The organism is Polaribacter tangerinus (assembly GCF_038024095.1).
Classification (GTDB): domain Bacteria; phylum Bacteroidota; class Bacteroidia; order Flavobacteriales; family Flavobacteriaceae; genus Polaribacter; species Polaribacter tangerinus.
Genome location: NZ_CP150668.1, coordinates 321,527 through 341,521, shown reverse-complemented (window position 1 = coordinate 341,521; position 19,995 = coordinate 321,527). Strand labels below are relative to the sequence as shown.

General features: G+C 32.1%; 14 protein-coding genes. 8 read left to right on the top strand and 6 right to left on the bottom strand.

The genetic code is table 11. The annotated features are described in order from the left end of the window. The 4 genes from WHD54_RS01545 to WHD54_RS01530 form a co-directional block, all read right to left on the bottom strand. A complete protein-coding gene (locus WHD54_RS01545; RefSeq protein ID WP_088322907.1) occupies positions 1-798 on the bottom strand; it encodes a TrmH family RNA methyltransferase in 798 nt (265 codons plus the stop codon). A gap of 217 nt (positions 799-1,015) precedes the next feature. Continuing rightward, on the bottom strand, positions 1,016-2,311 hold the full coding sequence (locus WHD54_RS01540; RefSeq protein ID WP_088323350.1) for an amidohydrolase family protein: 1,296 nt from the start codon (positions 2,309-2,311) through the stop codon (positions 1,016-1,018). 12 nt (positions 2,312-2,323) lie between these two features. Beyond that, complete coding sequence (locus WHD54_RS01535; RefSeq protein WP_198943131.1) at positions 2,324-5,278, bottom strand: amidohydrolase family protein; 2,955 nt, start codon at positions 5,276-5,278, stop codon at positions 2,324-2,326. A 107-nt stretch (positions 5,279-5,385) separates the two neighbouring features. After that, positions 5,386-6,474, bottom strand: a complete 1,089-nt coding sequence (locus WHD54_RS01530) for a DUF3810 domain-containing protein (RefSeq protein ID WP_088322905.1) — start codon at positions 6,472-6,474, stop codon at positions 5,386-5,388. Between the two features lie 138 nt (positions 6,475-6,612). On the opposite strand from WHD54_RS01530, the gene dnaB reads away from it, so the two are divergent. The 4 genes from dnaB to bshA all read left to right on the top strand — a co-directional run bounded on the left by dnaB (position 6,613) and on the right by bshA (position 11,728). Further along, on the top strand, positions 6,613-8,133 hold the full coding sequence (gene dnaB / locus WHD54_RS01525; protein WP_088322904.1) for a replicative DNA helicase: 1,521 nt from the start codon (positions 6,613-6,615) through the stop codon (positions 8,131-8,133). Between the two features lie 147 nt (positions 8,134-8,280). Then, positions 8,281-9,465 carry an asparagine synthetase B gene (locus tag WHD54_RS01520; RefSeq protein ID WP_088323349.1) on the top strand — a complete coding sequence of 395 codons (1,185 nt, stop codon included), beginning with the start codon at positions 8,281-8,283 and terminating at the stop codon, positions 9,463-9,465. 118 nt (positions 9,466-9,583) lie between these two features. Continuing rightward, positions 9,584-10,429: a transketolase gene (locus WHD54_RS01515; protein ID WP_088322903.1), complete on the top strand. Its 846-nt coding sequence runs from the start codon at positions 9,584-9,586 to the stop codon at positions 10,427-10,429. Between the two features lie 168 nt (positions 10,430-10,597). Then, complete coding sequence (gene bshA / locus WHD54_RS01510; RefSeq protein WP_088322902.1) at positions 10,598-11,728, top strand: N-acetyl-alpha-D-glucosaminyl L-malate synthase BshA; 1,131 nt, start codon at positions 10,598-10,600, stop codon at positions 11,726-11,728. A gap of 64 nt (positions 11,729-11,792) precedes the next feature. Here bshA and WHD54_RS01505 read toward each other — a convergent pair whose 3' ends face one another. Then, positions 11,793-12,431 carry a DUF937 domain-containing protein gene (locus tag WHD54_RS01505; RefSeq protein WP_088322901.1) on the bottom strand — a complete coding sequence of 213 codons (639 nt, stop codon included), beginning with the start codon at positions 12,429-12,431 and terminating at the stop codon, positions 11,793-11,795. A 123-nt stretch (positions 12,432-12,554) separates the two neighbouring features. On the opposite strand from WHD54_RS01505, the gene WHD54_RS01500 reads away from it, so the two are divergent. Both WHD54_RS01500 and WHD54_RS01495 read left to right on the top strand, forming a co-directional pair. After that, positions 12,555-13,883, top strand: coding sequence for a dicarboxylate/amino acid:cation symporter (locus WHD54_RS01500; RefSeq protein ID WP_088322900.1), 1,329 nt, complete (start codon positions 12,555-12,557; stop codon positions 13,881-13,883). A gap of 25 nt (positions 13,884-13,908) precedes the next feature. Further along, entirely contained in the window at positions 13,909-14,736 is an 828-nt protein-coding gene (locus WHD54_RS01495) for a sulfurtransferase (RefSeq protein ID WP_088322899.1), read from the top strand. 67 nt (positions 14,737-14,803) lie between these two features. Here the strand turns inward: WHD54_RS01495 and WHD54_RS01490 are convergent, their stop codons facing one another. After that, the gene (locus tag WHD54_RS01490; protein ID WP_088322898.1) at positions 14,804-16,423 is read right to left on the bottom strand and encodes an ABC-F family ATP-binding cassette domain-containing protein; all 1,620 of its coding nucleotides are present in this window, start codon (positions 16,421-16,423) and stop codon (positions 14,804-14,806) included. A gap of 186 nt (positions 16,424-16,609) precedes the next feature. On the opposite strand from WHD54_RS01490, the gene WHD54_RS01485 reads away from it, so the two are divergent. Together WHD54_RS01485 and WHD54_RS01480 are read left to right on the top strand one after the other, a co-directional pair. Next, positions 16,610-18,007 (top strand): hypothetical protein, encoded by a 1,398-nt coding sequence (locus WHD54_RS01485; protein WP_088322897.1) that lies wholly within the window; start codon positions 16,610-16,612, stop codon positions 18,005-18,007. Positions 18,008-18,152: 145 nt separating this feature from the next. Next, positions 18,153-19,946, top strand: coding sequence for a DEAD/DEAH box helicase (locus WHD54_RS01480; RefSeq protein WP_088322896.1), 1,794 nt, complete (start codon positions 18,153-18,155; stop codon positions 19,944-19,946). The last annotated feature ends 49 nt before the right edge of the window (positions 19,947-19,995 follow it).

Sequence of the window (19,995 nt, the reverse complement as noted above, 5' to 3'; positions counted from 1 at the left end):
TTATTGTTTAAAATTACGTTGTCTTTTAGCTTCAAATAATACAATTGCAGCGGCAACAGAAACATTCATAGAATCTATTTGACCTTGCATAGGTATATTTATATTTTGTGTTGCAGCCTCTCTAAAAATAGTACTTAAGCCAGTTGCTTCTGTGCCTACAACAATAGCGCTAGCTTTTTGATAGTTTTCTTTAAAGTATGCATTTGAGTTTTGTAAAGTTGTCGCAAAAATTTGCACCTTTTTTTCAACTAAGAAATTAATAATTTCTTCAGTTGTACCCGTGGCAATTTGATTGGTAAAAACACATCCTAAACTTGCCCTTATAATATTAGAGTTGTACAAATCGCTTTTTGGGTTAGCTATAAATACTGCATCTATATTTGCAGCATCTGCTGTTCTTAATAGTGCACCAATGTTTCCGGGTTTTTCTAAACTTTCAGCTACCAATATTAGAGGTGTTTTAGTTGAAAATTTAATGTTTTCTAACGAAAAGTCTTTTGCTTTTGCAACAGCAATAATTCCCTCTGTAGTATCTCTGTAGGCTAATTTTTCATAAACCTCTTTTGATATTTTTATACAAGTTACATCCGTTTTAAAAAGAGAAACTACATTTTTTTCGGAAATTAAATCTTCATAAAATAAAATTGTGTCAAATTGATAATTGGCAGCAATTGCTAATTTAATTTCTTTAATACCTTCAATTAAAAAGCTCCCTGTCTTTTTTCGTTCACGCGATTTTTCTTGCAATTTTACAAGGGCTTTAATCGTGCTGTTATGAATGCTAGTAATTTCTTTCATTGGCACAAATATACCTATTTATAGGTATTGTTTTCAATAAGAAAATAGACAATATTTGTAAAACAATTTTGTATGAGTTGTTTTTCTATATTAAAATTGTTATGATTAGAGAGTTGATTGTAGTTAACTGTTTTTGAAGATTTAGTTAACTTTTAGTAATTAAAAAAGGCTCGCATTTTTGCGAGCCTTTTTGTGTATGGTAACTGTTACTTTAGAGTTACTTTGTTTTGTATTTATTAGAATAACGTTTCCAAAGTGTAGTTTGGTGAGTTTCTAAACTAATTTTTCTACCTTGTATAAAAGCGTCAGAAATTTGATTACCTATCATTTCTAAAGCATCACCAGAAGAAATAAACAACGTAGCATCTTTACCAACTTCTAGCGAACCTGTAAATGAATCTATACCTAATACTTTAGCTGTATTTAGTGTAATTAATTGCAAGGCAACTTCTTTATCTAAACCAAAAGCAGCAAATGTACCTGCATAAAATGGAAGGTTTCTAGTATTCATTCGCTCCATTTGTCCGTCCATTCCTAAACTAACTACAACGCCTTTATCTGTTAAGGTTTTTGCAATTGTATAGGTAGTGTCATAGGCATCGTCTTCATTATCAGGATTTCTGTGTGGTCTTGGTAAAATAACTGGTATGTTGTTTTTTACCAATAAATCGGCAACCTTGTCTGCTCCATCAGCATCTACAATTACTAAATTATCAATACCTACCTTTTTAAGAAGTTGAATAGCATCAGTAATTTCTTTTTGACCATCAACATGAACATACAGTTTTTTTGTACCGTTAAATAACCCTTCGGTAGCTTGAAAAGGCAAGTGTTTTTTCTCTTTATTACCTGCTAAATATAATTTAGCATCTTCAAAATAGGATTTTAAATTGTTTAATTTCTCTCCGTACTTTGGGTCTGGTTTTAATGCAGGATCTTCTCCTAACCACCACCGACCAGATGTAAAGCTAGTAGGCCAATTCATATGAATACCATCGTCTACTTTTATAGCAGCATCTTCCCAGTTCCAAGCGTCTAACTGAACAACTGATGACGTACCAGAAAGCAAGCCACCTCTTGGGGTAACTTGTGCCATTAATACACCGTTTGGTCGCATAGATTCTACTACTTTACTTTCTGCATTGTAAGCTATTAAACTTCTAATATGCGGATTCATAGTACCTATTTCTCTTTGATCGTCACTTGCTTTTACAGCATCAATTTCTACTAAACCTAGTGTAGCGTTAGCAGCAATAAAACCAGGATATACATGTTTACCACTTGCATTTATTACAGTACCTTGTCTTGCAATTTTTTGCAGTGCGCTTCCTACAAAAGTCAATTTTCCTTCACTAAAAATTAATAAAGAATTTTCTATAACTTTTCCGTTTCCAAGATGTGCTGTTGCACCTTCTATTGAATAAGCTTTTGTTTGTTTGTCTGCGGGCGTTTGTTGTGCGTTTATGCTTCCTATACAGAAGAAAAGCAACAAACTATATATTATTTTTTTCATCATTTTTAGTTTTTAAAATTCTTCTAAAGTATCACATTCAAAATTCCTGTCAGCTCTTTTCATTGGTGCTTTCGTTTTTCCTCCATTCATTTTTTCATTTAGCATCATATTTATAAGAACGCTTTTTTCTTTTTTAATTGCCTCTCTTTTTTGCTTGTCTTGCGCTCTATCAAAAAACACCTTACCCTCTATAATAGTTTTGTCAACTTTTGCATAAATAGACATCGGGTGATTTGTCCAAAGAACTACGTCGGCATCTTTACCTACTTTAATACTACCAACTCTATCATCTATATGTAATAGTTTTGCAGGGTTAATAGTTACCGTTTTCCAGGCTTCCAATTCACTCATTCCACCATATTTAATGGTTTTTGCTGCTTCTTGATTTAGTCTTCTAGACATTTCTCTGTCATCAGAATTAATGGCTACAGTTACACCTGCATTGTGCATAATTGCGGCATTGTATGGTATTGCATCGTTTACTTCATATTTATATGCCCACCAATCAGAAAAAGTAGATCCGCCAACTCCATGCTGTGCCATTTTATCTGCCACTTTATAACCTTCTAAAATGTGTGTAAATGTATTTACTGTAAAGTTAAATTTTTCGGCAACTTTCATGAGCATATTAATTTCAGATTGCACGTAAGAGTGACAAGAGATAAAACGCTCACCGTTTAAAATTTCAACTAGAGTTTCCATTTCATCATCCTTTCTATAAGGTTTACCACTTTTTTTAAGTTTTTCGTATTCTTGGGCTCTTGTAAAGTAATCTATAAACATTTGTTCAACCCCCATTCTTGTTTGTGGAAAACGAGTTCCGTTCGGACTTCTCGATTGTTTTACATTTTCACCCAAGGCAAATTTTATAAATTTAGGAGAATTATCATAAATCATATTTTCTGCATTTTCTCCCCATTTCAGTTTTATAATTGCCGAACGACCACCAATTGGGTTTGCAGATCCGTGTAAAATTTGCGAGGTAGTTGTACCTCCAGAAAGGTTTCTGTAAATGTTTATGTCATTAGGGTCTACTACATCTTCTATACTTACCTCTGCAGAAGAGTTTTGAGCCCATTCGTTTACTGCAGAAGTAGCAATATGAGAATGTTCATCTATAATACCTGCAGTAAGATGCTTGCCGGATCCATCGATAATTTGAGCTCTTCTCGCATTTAAGTTTTTGCCAATTTCTGCAATTTTACCGTTTTTTAAAAGTACGTCGGTATTTTTTAAGATACCTTCATCCTCACCAGTCCAAACGGTTACATTTTTAATTAGCATGGTAGTTTCTTTCGGCAATTCTTTGTTCCCAAAACCAAGGTTAGGGTAGGTTACAGGGAGCACAACAATTGCTTCATCTCCTTTTTTCTTGGTCTTCTTTTTAGCAATTTCTTTTCGTACTTTTTTACTAGCAGACCAAGAAGTTTCATTGCCTTCGGTATCATAAGCAACACCTTGCATAACGTTTGCTTCATTTACAATTTGCCCCATCATTCTTGTATATCCACTATCTTCATTTAAAGTTAGACTAATCCAATTGTCTTTAAAAGAGAATTTAGAAGATATTTTTTTATCACCAAGTTTAACTGCTGCAGATTGTTTGGCACCTTTACCTGTTATAGCAACTTCGTAATTTTTATTATTAACATTTAGCATATAATTGCCTGTTATGTCTCTAATAGTCATATCATTAATTACTATTTTATCTCCTAAAACCCAGTTTTCGTAGATTGTTGTTTTTGCATCAAAAACATCTCCAGAAGTAATAATAAAGTTAGCATAACTGCCTGTGTTTAGGTTACCAATATTTGAGTTTCCTATAATTTTTGCAGGAATAGTTGTTAATGCTGCTAACGCTTTTTCTTTATCAAAACCATATTTAATGGCTTTCTGTAAGTTTTTATGAAATGATTTTACGGTTTTTAAAGAACGAGTTGTTAGTGAAAACGGAATACCATTGTCTGATAAAACTTTTAAATTTGAAGGTTCTTGATTCCATTTTCGCATATCTCTTAAAGAAATTTGTTGTGCCAAAAGTGGGTTCGATACATCATAAGCATTGCTAAAGTTAACAGGAATAACAAAGTTTGCGTTTGTAGCTTTTATATCGGCAACTCTCTCAAATTCATCACCAGAGCCAACTATAGTATACTGTATTCCGAATTCATCACCAATTTTATCTGCTCTCAAAGCATCTAAAAGATTTCCTGTTTCAAAAATTTGTGGCAGGTTGCTGTTTTGGTTTAATGCTTCTAAGGCCAAATCTTTGTTTTTAGCATTTCCGCTTGCATACCAATTAGCATCGTTATAGGTTTGACGCAATAATGCAATAGCTCCCATTATAGAGCCAGGGTAGGCCTGCCTAGAGGTAACGCTTTTAGAAAAAGATAAATGCTGAGCAGATTTTGTGTCTAATATTCTGTATGCATCAGAAGAATTAGGATTTAATGCTATAAGAAGTCCGTTTCCTCTAATAATTCCGTCTTGCATATGGGTATTTACAACACCAAAACCAGCTTCTAATAATTCTTTTGCTTTTTTAGCATCAAAAGAAAAGTCTTTAATAGGGTTAATATCTGGTCTTATATGATCGTTCCAATAATAACCTTCTCTAGAGGCAGCATATTGTGTACCTCTTGCGTTACCTGAAGCTCGCTTAGGTTTTTTAATTCCGAAGTTTGCATATAAATCTATAAAAGATGGGTATATAGTTTTGCCAGAAACATCAATTGTTTTTGTTCCTTCGGGGATGTTTACAGATTTCCCTAAAGCTAAAACTTTTCCATCTTTAAGAAGTAATGTTCCTTTTTTTAAAATTTTTTCGGGGGTTACATAAATAGTTGCATTTTTTAAAGCAACCATAGTGTTTTCTGTAGTTTTAACTCCTGCATCTGTTGGAAAATAATCTTGCGATTGCAAAGATAATGCCAATAGAAATAAGGAGAAAAAGAGTAGTTTTCTCATTTTATTTGAATTTGATTGGTTATTAGTTGTTAAATTTAATTAGAAGCGATTTGGAAAATGTTAAATCAAATAATTTTAACATATTTTTATGAGATAAAAAAAAGTTGCTAAATAGCAGTTTTATGTTGATTTTCTCTCTCAAAATAAGAAATCAATAAATCTACAATATAGTTATAAGATTCAATTCCCTTTTCTTGTTTATTAGCTTTTAAGTATGCGTTGTACCCTTTTTTAATTAACGGCTCAAATGGATTTTTATAAGCTTGCCAAAACAGATAGCTATCGTTAAAATCTTTAATTATTCCTTTATTTACTTTTTGCCATAGTTGCGCAGATTTTTCTGTGTCTCTTTTTCTAATTTCAGAGATACAATAACTAAATGCCATGCGATAGCTAGCATATTTAAAATAGGTGTTTTCATTATAATTTGCAGCCAAAAAACCTATGAAATTTGCTTCATTTTCTGCAGCAAAACCAATTTGATGTGCCATTTCATGGCAAATTGTTGTAGGATAGCCAGTTTTAGGAATTTTGGCATTTACTTGGGCTTCTCCTGTTAGCGGATTCATGTAGCCAGATGTTCCGTTATAAGTTTGTAAAAAACTCATTAAAGAGCTCTTTATAGAAGGTGTTTTATACTCTAATAAAGGAAAATTAATAGACAAATTTTTATAACCGGCAACAGCCATTTCGTACATTTCATTTTGGTTGTATGGGTTTTTTGGCTTTAGAGTATCATTACTAGCTATTTTTAGGTGATAAAAATTTAATTGGCTAATAATTTTTTCTGTAACTTTTGTAAGTTGTAATGTGGTGTATTTTTGTGGTTGATAGTTTAAATTTTTAGCCAAAGGTTCTCGATAGTAATTTAATCCCCAAAAAAAATAAAAGCAAAAATATAGTATTGAGAGAATAGCTGAGAAATGTATAATTTTAGGAAAAAAATTATGAAATCTATGTTTTATGAGTCGGTAAAAAAAACGAACTCCAAAAAATAATAAAAGCGCTAATAATACATCACCGAAAGAAAAAGGAATCCAACCAAATATACGTCTTAGAATTGCAGATATTAATACATATATTCTTCTCGAGTAATAATGCTCAACGATGGTTGAATTTTGTGCTGCCCATTGCACTAATAGTATTTGAACAGGAAGAAAAATAGTTAATAATATGTGTTTCGTATTCCATTTCATGAGTGTAAAAATAACATTTCATTTTAGAAGTTGGTTGGTTATTAACAAGATAATAACAATTTAGTTTACAATTGTTGTCAACAAATAAATGTGTAATTTTATGGAGTCTAAACCAAGTAAAAAAGTACATTTGTTGTCATGGAAAAAACGAATACAATTGCAGGTAAAAAAATAGATAAGTCTAAAATTATTAGTCTCGAAAAGGGTAAAATCCCACCACAGGCAGTAGAATTAGAAGAAGCTGTTTTAGGTGCAATGATGATTGATAAAAAAGGAATTGACGATGTTATAGACATTTTAAGTGCCGATGCTTTTTACGATCAGAAACACCAAGAAGTATATGCCGCAATTTTCGAATTATTTCAAAATTCAGAGCCAATCGATTTATTAACAGTTTCTAATCTTTTAAAAAAGAATGGCAAGTTAGATTTTGTGGGAGGAGATTTTTTCTTAATCCGTTTAACACAAAAAGTTGCCTCATCGGCGCACATTGAATTTCATGCAAGAATAATTCTTCAAAAATACATTCAACGAAAATTAATTTCAATTTCTAGTGAAATTATCGAAAATGCCTATGATGACGGAACAGACGTTTTTGATTTATTAGATGATGCCGAAGGAAAACTTTTCGAGGTTACTCAAGGAAACTTAAAAAAGAGCTCCGAAGATGCAGGTTCTCTGGTAAAACAAGCTCTTCGAAAAATTCAAGAAATAGGTAATAAAGAAGGAATGTCTGGTTTGGCAACAGGGTTTACAAAACTAGATGCATTAACTTCTGGTTGGCAACCTTCAGATTTGGTTATTATTGCTGCCAGACCTGGTATGGGAAAAACAGCTTTTGTAATTTCTATGGCAAAAAATATGGCGATTGATTTTGGTCATGGTGTTGCCGTTTTTTCTCTAGAGATGTCCTCAGTTCAGCTTATTACACGTATGATTTCTTCTGAAACTGGATTAACATCAGAAAAACTAAGAAAAGGAAACTTAGAGCCGCATGAGTGGGAGCAGTTAAATGTAAAAGTAAAAAGATTGTCTGATGCACCTATTTTTATTGATGATACGCCTTCTTTATCAATTTTCGATTTGCGTGCAAAAGCTAGAAGATTGGTGTCGCAGCACAATGTTAAAATAATTGTAATTGATTACCTTCAATTAATGACCGCCGGAGGAAAAGCAGGTGGCAATCGTGAACAAGAAATATCTATGATTTCTAGAAATTTAAAAGCATTAGCTAAAGAACTATCAGTTCCCGTTATAGCATTGTCTCAATTGTCTCGTGCCGTAGAAACACGTGGTGGTTCTAAAAGGCCTTTACTATCCGATTTGCGTGAATCTGGTGCAATAGAACAAGATGCAGATATTGTAAGCTTTATTTTTAGACCAGAATATTACGGAATGACAGAATGGGATGATGATGAGCACACTCCTTGTGAGGGTCAGGGAGAATTTATTGTTGCCAAACATAGAAATGGTGGTCTAGACAATATTCGATTAAAATTTACAGGACATTTAGCAAAGTTCTCCGATTTGGAAGAAGGATTTAGTTCTGAGTTTCAATCTTCAATGAATACAGATTCTCAGCAAGATTCTTATTCTAATGAAGGAGGCATAGAACCTAAAGACGCTTTTGGACTTGATGATGATACTGTTCCTTTTTAACAAATAGCTACTCACACAAAAAAAACACACCTACACAATTTTTATGTAAAAATGTGTACAGTTGTCGGCACAATGGGAAAACATATTTTATACTTACTTTTTATTTTCGCTTTTAAAAATACTTTTGCGTCTTTCATTTACATTCCTATGAGTAATGAAAATCAGAAAAATCATTTAAAAGCATACGGAGTTGTTTACTTTTCTTTGGAGGCAGGCTTAAAATCGAAATGGTTATTGAATCATGATGGTGGAGCTTTTCTAATAGAAAACAACAAAATTGTTAGTAACGAATGTAAAGTAAGAGGTGTTTCTTTTGAGATAATTTCTGATGCGAAAGCACAAATTATTTTAGAAGAAATAGCTTCTCCATCTTCTAATAAAGATGCAGTTAATTTAGAAAAAGCCCCTAAAATAGCGGTGTACTCTCCTAAAGATAAAATGCCTTGGGACGATGCTGTTACGCTAGTTTTAACGTATGCCGAAATTCCGTTTGATGTAATTTATGATAGAGAGGTTTTAGATGATAAATTAGTAACCTATGAATGGTTGCATTTACATCATGAAGATTTTACCGGACAGTATGGTCGTTTTTATGGCGCTTTTAGAGCAGAACCTTGGTACATAGAAAATAAAAGAAATGCAGAAAAATTAGCCTCTGAGCTAGGGTTTGAAAAAGTTTCTTTACAAAAACTTGCTGTTGCAAAAAAAATAAAAGAGTATGTAATAGGTGGCGGTTTTATGTTTGCAATGTGTTCTGCTACCGATAGTTTTGATATCGCATTGTCTGCAGAGGGCATAGATATTGCCGAAACAATGTTCGATGGAGATGGAACAACTCCAAACTATCAATCTCTTATAGATTACAAAAAAACGTTTGCTTTTAAAAATTACAACGTAATCAGAAACCCTTTAACGTACGAGTTTTCTTCAATTGATATGACTTCAAAAAGAAAAATTCCTAAGACTTCAGATTACTTTTCGCTGGGTGAGTTTTCTGCAAAATGGGATCCTGTGCCCACCATGCTCACTCAAAATCATACTGTTTTGGTAAAAGGTTTTATGGGACAAACTACGTCATTTGATAGAAATACAATAAAGTCGAATGTATTAGTATTAGGAGAAAATAAAGTAAATAGAGAAGCACGTTATATACATGGCACTAAAGGAAAAGGTATGTTTACTTTCTATGGAGGTCACGATCCAGAAGACTATACACATAGAGTGGGTGATCCAAAAACAGCCTTAGATTTGCACCCAACCTCTCCTGGATATCGTTTAATATTAAACAATGTCTTGTTTCCAGCTGCTAAAAAGAAAAAGCAAAAAACATAAAATGAGCAACTAGTTTTTTTTGATAATAAGACTGTTAATAATTCTACTATAAATTTATCTTATTTTTAATTCTAATTGATTCACTTTTGTATTTTTGTAACCAAATAAATACAACAAAATGCCAACAACACAACAATTACAAGATTTTACGCAACAAGTTCGTAGAGATATTTTAAGAATGGTACACAAAGTAAACTCTGGTCATCCAGGAGGTTCGCTTGGTTGTGCAGAGTTTTTAACCTGCTTATATCAAGAAGTAATGGACTATTCTACAGATTTTACAATGGACGGTAAAAATGAAGATTTATTTTTCTTGTCTAACGGACATATTTCACCTGTTTTTTATAGTGTTTTGGCACATTCAGGTTTTTTCCCTGTATCTGAATTAGCAACATTTCGTTTGATAGATTCTCGTTTACAAGGGCATCCAACAACTCACGAAGGTTTACCAGGAGTAAGAATTGCCTCTGGCTCTTTAGGGCAAGGTATGTCTGTTGCTATAGGTGCTGCAGAAGCTAAAAAGTTAAACGGAGATGATAAAATTATTTACACTTTGCATGGAGATGGAGAATTGCAAGAAGGACAAAATTGGGAAGCAATTATGTATGCATCAGCAAAAAAAGTAGACAATATTATTTGTACAATCGATTTAAACGAAAAACAAATCGATGGAGCGACAGACGATGTTTTACCAATGGGAAGTTTAAAAGCGAAGTTTGAAGCTTTTGATTGGTTAGTTTTAGATGTAGAAAAAGGGAACGATATCGATACCATTTTGTCTTCTTTAAAAGAGGCTAAGTCACTAACAGGAAAAGGAAAACCTGTCTGTATTTTATTACATACAGAAATGGGTAATGGAGTAGATTTTATGATGCATACACATGCATGGCACGGTAAAGCACCAAATGATGAGCAGTTAGAAAGTGCCTTGCTTCAAAACCCAGAAACTTTAGGGGATTATTAAGTAAAAATTGTGCAAGATATTATCTTATAATACAGTTATGTAAAAAGCTTTTCAGAAAATTGAAAAGCTTTTTTATTTTAAACCCGAACTAACTATAAGATTAATTCTATCTTTACCTTAGAATTTGAATGATAAAAAGTAAAATTATTACCTAAATTTTTTTAGAATATGAAAATTGGTATTGTGTGTTATCCAACATTTGGTGGTAGTGGCGTTGTTGCCACAGAATTAGGAATTGCCTTGGCAGATAATGGTCATGAAGTTCATTTTATTACATACAATCAGCCAGTTCGTTTAGACTTTTTATCGCATCATTTACACTTTCATCAAGTCGTAATAGAAGAATATCCTTTGTTTCAATATCAACCATATGAACTCGCATTATCTAGTAAAATGGTAGATGTGGTAGAGAAGTATCAGCTAGAGGTTTTACATGTACATTATGCTATACCGCATGCTTATGCAGCATACATGGCAAAGCAAATGTTACAAGAAAAAGGTTTAAATATAAAAGTAGTAACTACTTTACATGGTACAGACATTACTTTGGTTGGGAGCCATCCTACCTATAAAACAGCAGTAGAATTTAGTATTAATAATTCTGATGTAGTTACTGCTGTTTCTAACAACTTAAAAAGTACTACAAATAAACTATTTAAAATTAATAATGATATTCAGGTAATTTATAACTTTATAGACACAGAAAAGTACGACAAAGCACATCAGCAAAAATGTAATCGAATAGCTATTGCAAGGCCTAAAGAAAGAATTCTTACACACATAAGTAATTTTAGACCAGTAAAAAGAGTAGAAGATGTAGTGCGTATTTTTGCAGAAGTAAGGAAGGAAATTCCGTCTAAACTTTTAATGATTGGAGAAGGACCTGAGAGAATTAAGGCAGAAAATTTAGCACATCAATTAAAAGTTGCAGCAGATGTATTGTTTTTAGGAAACAGCTCTGAAGTAGCAAAAATTTTGTGTTATTCAGATGTGTTTTTGTTACCTTCTCAAACCGAAAGCTTTGGTTTGGCAGCTTTAGAGGCTATGGCTGCAAGTACACCAGTAATATCTACAAATACCGGTGGTTTACCTGAGGTAAATATTCATGGTGAAACAGGCTTTTTAAGCAATTTAGGAGACATTGAAGATATGGCAAAAAATACGATTTCTATTTTAAAGGATAACTCAACTTTAGCGATGTTTAAAGAAAAAGCAAAAGCGCATACTAAAAAATTCTCTTTAGAAAATATTCTGCCAAGCTATGAGGCAATATATAAGTCTTGCTCAAAAACAAGCTAATATTGAACAAAAAAAAGCTCAAACCTTATAAAATTTGAGCTTTAATTATGTATAATTTATAAAATTATTTACCGAATAATCCACCTAAGAGTCCGCCGATTCCACCAGATTTTTTAGGGTTTCCACTCAAAAACATTCCTGCAACATCATCAATAACACTTCCGTCACCATCGGCATCCAATACTTTTTCTAAAAAGCTCTGTTCGTTTGCAGTAGAACTACCGCCCAACATTCCACCTAAAAGATTTCCAATTCCGTTTGTATCTGTAATATTTTGTTCTTTTTTCTGTTTTCCTAACATGCCCATTAAAATAGGTGCAGCAACCTTTAAAATATTTGCAACAGAATTCGCATCTAAACCAGATTTTTGTCCAATAACTTGTTCTACACCTTGCTGTTTAGCTCCTAAAACATGCTTTAAAATACCTGCTCCATCCTGTTTTACAGATTCATCTACGCCACCACCAAATAAACCACCAAGATTATCTAAAATACTACCATCATGTTTGTTCGATAGTGCATTCATCAATCCTTCTGCACCCTCAGGAGACGCAGCATTTCGTTCCATCGCTTTCATTAAAACTGGCAATGCCATTGTTAAAGCACTCCCTGTTTTGCCAGTATCGTTTCCTGTAGAACCTGCCACACCAGAAATTATTTGTTTTCCTAAATCGCTATTTAATAAATCTAAAATACCACTCATTTTTATGTTTTTAATAATTAATAAACCTAATTTCTATAAATATGACACATTATCTCTATAAAGTCACGTGGTGTTTTAATAATTTTTTTATCTTTCAAGCTCAAAATAACGATACTACATACAATGAAGAAACTAGCATTACACTGGAAAATTTTAATAGGAATGGCATTCGGTGTCATTTTTGGCTTTATAATGAATACTGTTGATGGAGGAAAAGGGTTTGTTACAGACTGGATTAAGCCATTCGGAACAATTTTTATAAATCTTTTAAAATTAATTGCTGTTCCTTTAATATTGGCATCTTTAATTAAGGGTATTTCTGATTTAAAAGATATCTCTAAAATTAAAAAAATGGGACTTAGAACCATTTCTATTTATGTAGGTACTACATTGGTTGCAATTATTATAGGGTTGGGAATCGTAAATATTATAAAACCAGGTGCAGGGATGTCTAGCGATACCATCGAAAAAATAAAATTAAAATATGAAACCTCTTCCGGAGTTACAGATAAATTAGCAAAAGCTTCTGCACAAAACGATGCAGGCCCTTTACAAGCTGTAATTGATATTTTTCCGAGTAATATTTTTCAGTCTTTTGCTGATGCAAGTATGTTACAGATTATCTTTTTTGCCATGTTTGTCGGAATTTCTCTATTATTAATACCTGAAAAAAAGGCAAAACCTCTAATGGATTTTTTCGATTCATTAAATGAAATGGTAATGAAAATGGTAGACTTAATTATGCTATTTGCACCCTATGCAGTATTTTCTTTATTAGCAAACGTTATTATTGCTTTTGATGATACCGAAATATTGTTAAAACTATTAGTTTATGCAATTTGTGTTATTGGAGGATTATTTTTAATGATTGGTTTTTATTTATTGTTAGTTAGTTTATACACTAAAAAATCTCCTTTATGGTTTTTAAAACAAATTAGTCCTGCTCAACTTTTGGCATTTTCTACAAGTTCAAGCGCAGCCACTTTACCAGTTACAATGGAGAGAGTAGAAGAGCATTTGGGCGTAGATAAAGAAGTTTCTGGATTTGTATTGCCTGTGGGAGCTACTATAAATATGGATGGTACAAGTTTATACCAAGCAATTGCAGCAGTTTTTATAATGCAAGTAATTTGGCCAGAAGGCTTAACGTTTTCGAACCAAATTGTTATTGTATTAACTGCCCTGTTAGCCTCTATTGGTTCTGCAGCTGTACCAAGTGCAGGGATGGTAATGTTGGTAATTGTTTTAGAATCGATAGATTTCCCTTCGGAATTACTCCCTATTGGTTTGGCGTTAATTTTTGCTGTCGATAGGCCTCTAGATATGTTAAGAACAACTGTAAATGTAACCGGAGATGCTACAGTATCTATGTTAGTTGCAAAATCTTTAGGAAAACTTAGAGATAATCCAAAGGCTAAAAACTGGGATGATAATTACGAAAAAGTTAAATAGAACTTTTTAAACAGTTGTTTTTTTTATGAAATCGTCTCTTATTTCTGTAGATTTTTTGAAAAACAATCTAATGCAAAAAAACATTGTTGTGCTAGATTGTACTATAAAAAAAGTAACAGAAGTAAATGCGAATCATACTCGAAAATATCAAATTAAAAATGCTCGTTTTTTTGATATTAAAGGAGTGTTTTCCGACGAAGATTCAACATTACCTAACACAGTTTTGTCTCCTGAAAAGTTTGAAATTCGTGCTCAACAATTGGGAATTTGTAAAGACAGTTATGTAGTTTGTTATGACGATTTAGGTATTTATTCTGCACCAAGAGTTTGGTGGATGTTTCAGCTTATGGGTTTTGATAATGTGGCAGTTTTAGATGGAGGTTTACCAGCGTGGAAGACCAAAAATTTTCCTGTTCAAAAACCTCAAAAGGCTGTATATTTCATGGGAGATTTTAAAGTTAATTACAAGGCCTCTAAACTAAAAAGTACTCAACAAGTTTTAAATGCTATTTCTAAAAGTAGTTTTTTAATAGCAGACGCAAGATCATCTGAACGTTTTTATGCAAAAGTTCCAGAGCCAAGAGCAGATTTAAAAAGAGGTCATATTCCTAATTCGGTAAATATACCCTATACAACAGTGTTAAATAGTGGAAGGTTAAAACCTAAAAATGAGTTAGTAAAAATTTTTGAGAATTATAAAAATAAGGAGGTTATTATTTTTACTTGCGGTTCAGGAATAACTGCCTCAATATTAGCACTTGCTGCAGCGGTTGCAGGTATTAAAAATTATGCTATTTATGATGGCTCTTGGACAGCTTGGGGAAGTAGTAATAATTTGCCTATTGCAACATAATTCAAAAAAAAAAAGAGAACACAATTATGTTCTCTTTTTAGTTAAAGGTTGTTTTTTAAATTATTAATTAAGCATACATTTTGTCTCTTAATTCTTTAATTTTTGGGTCTGATAAATACTCATCGAAAGTAGTATATCTATCTATTACACCTTTAGGAGTTACCTCTATAATTCTATTGGCCACAGTTTGTGCAAACTCATGGTCGTGTGTAGAAAATAGAACAGTTCCTTTAAAATTAATTAATGAATTGTTTAAAGATTGAATAGACTCTAAATCTAAGTGGTTTGTTGGCTCGTCTAAGATTAAAACGTTTCCTCTTTTCATCATCATTCTAGAAAGCATACATCTTACTTTTTCTCCCCCAGACAAAACATTGCTTTTCTTTAGCGCCTCTTCACCAGAAAAAATCATTTTACCTAAAAAACCTCTTAAATACACTTCTTCTCTTTCTTCTTCTGTTTGCGCATATTGTCTTAACCAATCTACAAGGTTTAAACTACCATCCTGAAAAAAGCTAGAATTATCGAGTGGTAGGTATGATTGTGTGGTGGTTACACCCCAAGATACTTTGCCAGAATCTGCTTCTGAATTGCCAGTAATAGCCTCGTAAAAAGCAGTAATTGCTCTTGAGTTTTTAGAAATAATTGCTACCTTATCACCTTTGTTTAAATTGATATCTATATTGTTAAATAAATACTCACCCTCGAAACTTTTAGACAATCCTTCTACATTTAATATTTGGTCGCCAGCTTCTCTATCTCTATCAAAAATAATAGCTGGATAACGTCTGCTAGAAGGTTTTATATCTTCAACATTAAGTTTTTCTATCATTTTTTTACGAGAAGTAGCTTGTTTAGATTTTGCAACATTTGCAGAGAATCTTCTAATAAAGTCTTCTAATTCTTTCTTTTTGTCTTCTGCTTTTTTGTTTTGTTGTGCTCTTTGTTTTGCAGCTAACTGGCTAGACTCATACCAAAAGGTATAATTACCAGAATAGTGGTTTATTTTACCAAAGTCTATGTCTGAAATATGAGTACATACAGCGTCTAAAAAGTGCCTGTCGTGAGAAACTACAATTACGGTATTTTCGAAATTTGCTAAGAAATTTTCTAACCAAGCAATGGTTTCAAAATCAAGATCATTGGTTGGCTCATCCATTATTAAAACATCAGGATTTCCAAATAAAGCTTGTGCTATAAGTACACGAACTTTTTGTTTACCATCTAAATCTTTCATTAAAGTATAATGTAAATCTTCTTTTATACCTAAATTAGATAACATCGCTGCAGCGTTTGCATCTGCATTCCAACCATCCATTTCTTCGAAGGTAATTTGAAGTTCGCCAATTTTTTCAGCATTTTCATCTGTGTAATCGGCATATAAGGCGTCTATTTGTTTTTTTACATCAAAAAGATTTTTGTTACCCATTACTACGGTTTCTAAAACGGGATATTCATCAAAAGCATAATGGTCTTGAGTTAATACAGACATTCGTTTCCCTTTTTCTAAATGAACTTGCCCCGAGGTTGGTTCTTGAACACCAGAAATTATTTTTAAGAAAGTAGATTTTCCTGCTCCATTTGCACCAATAACACCATAGCAATTTCCTTGAAGAAACTTAGTGTTTACCTCATCAAAAAGAACTCGTTTGCCAAACTGTACAGATAAATTAGAAACTGATAACATAAATTGTATTTTTTAAATTTTGTGCAAAAGTACAAATTCCATTTTTCTTAACACTGTTTAAAAGTCTCCCTTTTTTAAGGACCTTTTATTTAAAAAATTGGCAATTTCTTTAAGGCTATTTTAACAGTGAATTAACAATGCAACCTCAATGATATATATACATTTGTGCATTACCATTCCAAGAAAATGAAAACTAGAATTATTTATACTACTGCATTACTGTTTGCCTTTTTTTTAGCAAGTTGTAAAAACAACGATGCTAATAATTTGGCATATTTTGGTGGTAAAATAATTAATCCTAAAACGAAGTTTGTTGTCTTGTACACCATGGATAAATTGGTTGATACACTTTTTTTAGATGACAGAAACAAGTTTATGGGTGTTTATAAAGACATCAATGAGGGTTTGTATTATTTTCAGCATGGCAACGAAAACCAATACGTTTACATCGAACCTAATGATAGTTTAATGGTTCGTTTAAATACCTGGAATTTCGATGAGTCAATTGTTTTTTCCGGAAGAGGTGCAGAAAGGAATAATATTTTAATTGATATTTTTTTAGAGGATGAAAAAGACAAAAATTTTTATTACGTTTTAAGCAAATTATCGCCTGAACTTTACAAGCAAAAAATTGACTCTATTCTAAAGCAAAAGTTAAAAACTTATGAAGAGTATGTTGCTTTACATCCCTTAGAAACATCAAATTACTTTAAAATATTAAATGTTGCATTAACATATCCTGTATATTCTAGGGTAGAAAGGTATTACAAAACGTATAAAGATTATTCGAATTTAGAAACATTACCAACATTACATGAATCATTTTATAGTTTTAGAGATAAAATAGATGTAAACAATGATACTTTAATGTATTATACACCCTATGCTACTTACATAAGAAATTATTTATATAATAGTGCTTACAATAAGAACGTATATAAAAATGATAGCTTAGCAGAAACTAATTTTACGGTAGATTTATTGCAAACTATAAACTCTAAAATTCGTGTAAATTCGTCTAAAAATGCTTTTTTAAAGAGTACGTTATTAGATCATTTTTATAACAAGTCTAGCTGTAATATAAACAGAGATGCTTTTGAAACCTTTTTTGAGTTTTCTACAAACACAAAAGATAAAGAGCTTATAAAAAACTTGTTAAGAGACAGTGAAAAAATAAGTAGAGGAGATAGAATTGCTGGTTTTGCTATTCATGACTTTACGAATCAGCCTTTTAAAATAGAAGATTTTACTAAAAATAAAAATTCTGTATTGTTCTTTTGGAATAAAGAATATGCCTCAAAGATAGCTGTAGGCTCAAGAATTTCTTATTTACAAAAAAGATATCCTTCTTTGAACTTTGCTGTTATAGAAATAGATGGTGGTAATTCGACCTCTAATAGAATTGAAAATATAGACATTAAAAATCAATTTTACATTACAAAAGATAATGCTGCCAATAATTTTTTAAGTTGTAAAATGCCACGAACTATTCTTATAAATAAAAAAGGAATTGTTACGAACGGTTTTGCCTCAATATCATCAAAAAAAATCTACTTTCAGTTAGAAGAATTGCAAAATAAATAAGAAAATTACCATAAAAATTGCTTTTCGTTTAATTTCCCGTACCTTTGCGCGATTTTAATATTGAAATTATTCAATAGAAAATCAAGTCGATATTTATAATTTGATTTGCAGGTGGGCGTTCTGTGAATCTACAAAAAATCACAGTATGTCAACATTTTTAGAATTAGGCTTAAAAGAGCCTATAAACAAAGCATTAACAGATTTAGGTTACGAAAAGCCAACTGTTATTCAAGAAAAAGCAATTCCTCAAATTATTTCCTCTAAAGAAGATTTAAAAGCATTTGCACAAACAGGTACCGGAAAAACAGCTGCTTTTAGTTTACCAATATTAGAGCTTTTAGACGAAAGTAATAGCAATGTACAAGCAATTATTTTATCTCCAACAAGAGAACTTGCAGTACAAATAGGAAACAATATAAAAGATTTTTGTAAGTATTTACCAAGTGTAAAGGTTACTACTGTATACGGAGGTTCTAGTATGGAAGAGCAAATTAGATCTTTAAAAAGAGGCTCACAAATAGTTGTTGGAACTCCTGGTAGAACAGTAGATTTAATAAACCGTAGAGCTTTAAAATTAGGCAATGTTAAATGGCTTGTTTTAGATGAGGCAGACGAAATGCTTAATATGGGATTTAAAGAAGAGCTAGATAAAGTTTTAGAAGCTACACCAGATACTAAGCAAACGTTATTATTCTCTGCAACTTTTCCAAGAGAGGTAGAGGCTATTGCCAGAAACTACATGACAAATCCTGTAGAGGTAACATCAGGTCAAAAAAATCAGGGGTCTGACAATGTAAGTCATGAATATTATGCAGTAACAGAAAGAACAAGATATCCTGCATTAAAAAGAATTGCAGATTTAAATCCAGATATCTATGCAATTATTTTTTGTAGAACTCGAAGGGAAACACAAGAAGTAGCAGACAATTTAATAAAAGATGGTTACAGTGCCGATTCTTTACATGGAGATTTATCTCAAGGGCAGCGAGACTCTGTAATGGGGAAATTCAGAAAAAAAACAATTCAAATTTTGGTAGCAACAGATGTAGCTGCTAGAGGTTTAGATGTAAATGAATTAACACATGTTATTAACCACAAGCTACCAGACCAAATAGAAAATTATACCCACCGAAGCGGTAGAACAGGAAGAGCTGGTAACAAAGGGATTTCTATTGTATTGGTTAATGGAAAGGAAAAAGGGAAGTTAAGACCGATAGAAAAAATTATTAAAAAGAAATTTGTAGCTGCTCAGGTTCCTTCTGGTAAAGACATTTGCCAGAATCAACTGATGCATTTAATTGATAAAGTACAAAATATAGAGGTAAACGAAACTCAGATTAATGAGTTTTTGCCAAATATTTATGAAAAATTAGAGGGATTAGATAGAGAAACATTAATACAAAAATTTGTTTCTTTAGAGTTTAATACCATGTTATCTTATTACGAAAATGCCAAAGATTTAAACGATTTATCATCTAGAGATAACTCAAGAGCTAGAACAGAAAACGAGAATATGACTCGCTTTTTCATTAATATAGGAAGGAAAGATAGTCTAAATCCAGGTAAGTTAATTGGTTTAATAAATGATCAAAACATTGGAGATAAAATAGAAATTGGCGCCATAGATATTTTAGATACTTTTTCCTTTTTTGAAATAGATAAAAACTTCGAAGACAAAACTTTAGAAGCATTTGCAGCAAATCAACCAGATTTTGATGGACGAACTGTAAATGTAGAAATTACCAAGAAAGAACGTTCTGGAGGTGGTAGAAGAGGTGGTAAAAAACCTTTTGGTAAAAAAGATGGAGGTTTTGGTAGAAGAAGAAATACCGAAGGTTCTGCAAGAAGATCTGGAGCTAGTAGTAAAAGAAGATCAGACAGACCAGATAGGGCAGAGAGAAGCACTAGTGGATTTGGAAGAAAACGTAGAGATCGTTAATACTTCTAATTGTTACAACATGTAAAACTTACAAGGCAATTTATTGTTT

Bases quoted from the DNA above. Each gene is read 5' to 3' on its own strand.
- WHD54_RS01545 (WP_088322907.1), bottom strand. From the start codon at position 798: ATGAAAGAAATTACTAGCATTCATAACAGCACGATTAAAGCCCTTGTA.
- WHD54_RS01540 (WP_088323350.1), bottom strand. From the start codon at position 2,311: ATGAAAAAAATAATATATAGTTTGTTGCTTTTCTTCTGTATAGGAAGC.
- WHD54_RS01535 (WP_198943131.1), bottom strand. From the start codon at position 5,278: ATGAGAAAACTACTCTTTTTCTCCTTATTTCTATTGGCATTATCTTTG.
- WHD54_RS01530 (WP_088322905.1), bottom strand. From the start codon at position 6,474: ATGAAATGGAATACGAAACACATATTATTAACTATTTTTCTTCCTGTT.
- dnaB (WP_088322904.1), top strand. From the start codon at position 6,613: ATGGAAAAAACGAATACAATTGCAGGTAAAAAAATAGATAAGTCTAAA.
- WHD54_RS01520 (WP_088323349.1), top strand. From the start codon at position 8,281: ATGAGTAATGAAAATCAGAAAAATCATTTAAAAGCATACGGAGTTGTT.
- WHD54_RS01515 (WP_088322903.1), top strand. From the start codon at position 9,584: ATGCCAACAACACAACAATTACAAGATTTTACGCAACAAGTTCGTAGA.
- bshA (WP_088322902.1), top strand. From the start codon at position 10,598: ATGAAAATTGGTATTGTGTGTTATCCAACATTTGGTGGTAGTGGCGTT.
- WHD54_RS01505 (WP_088322901.1), bottom strand. From the start codon at position 12,431: ATGAGTGGTATTTTAGATTTATTAAATAGCGATTTAGGAAAACAAATA.
- WHD54_RS01500 (WP_088322900.1), top strand. From the start codon at position 12,555: ATGAAGAAACTAGCATTACACTGGAAAATTTTAATAGGAATGGCATTC.
- WHD54_RS01495 (WP_088322899.1), top strand. From the start codon at position 13,909: ATGAAATCGTCTCTTATTTCTGTAGATTTTTTGAAAAACAATCTAATG.
- WHD54_RS01490 (WP_088322898.1), bottom strand. From the start codon at position 16,423: ATGTTATCAGTTTCTAATTTATCTGTACAGTTTGGCAAACGAGTTCTT.
- WHD54_RS01485 (WP_088322897.1), top strand. From the start codon at position 16,610: ATGAAAACTAGAATTATTTATACTACTGCATTACTGTTTGCCTTTTTT.
- WHD54_RS01480 (WP_088322896.1), top strand. From the start codon at position 18,153: ATGTCAACATTTTTAGAATTAGGCTTAAAAGAGCCTATAAACAAAGCA.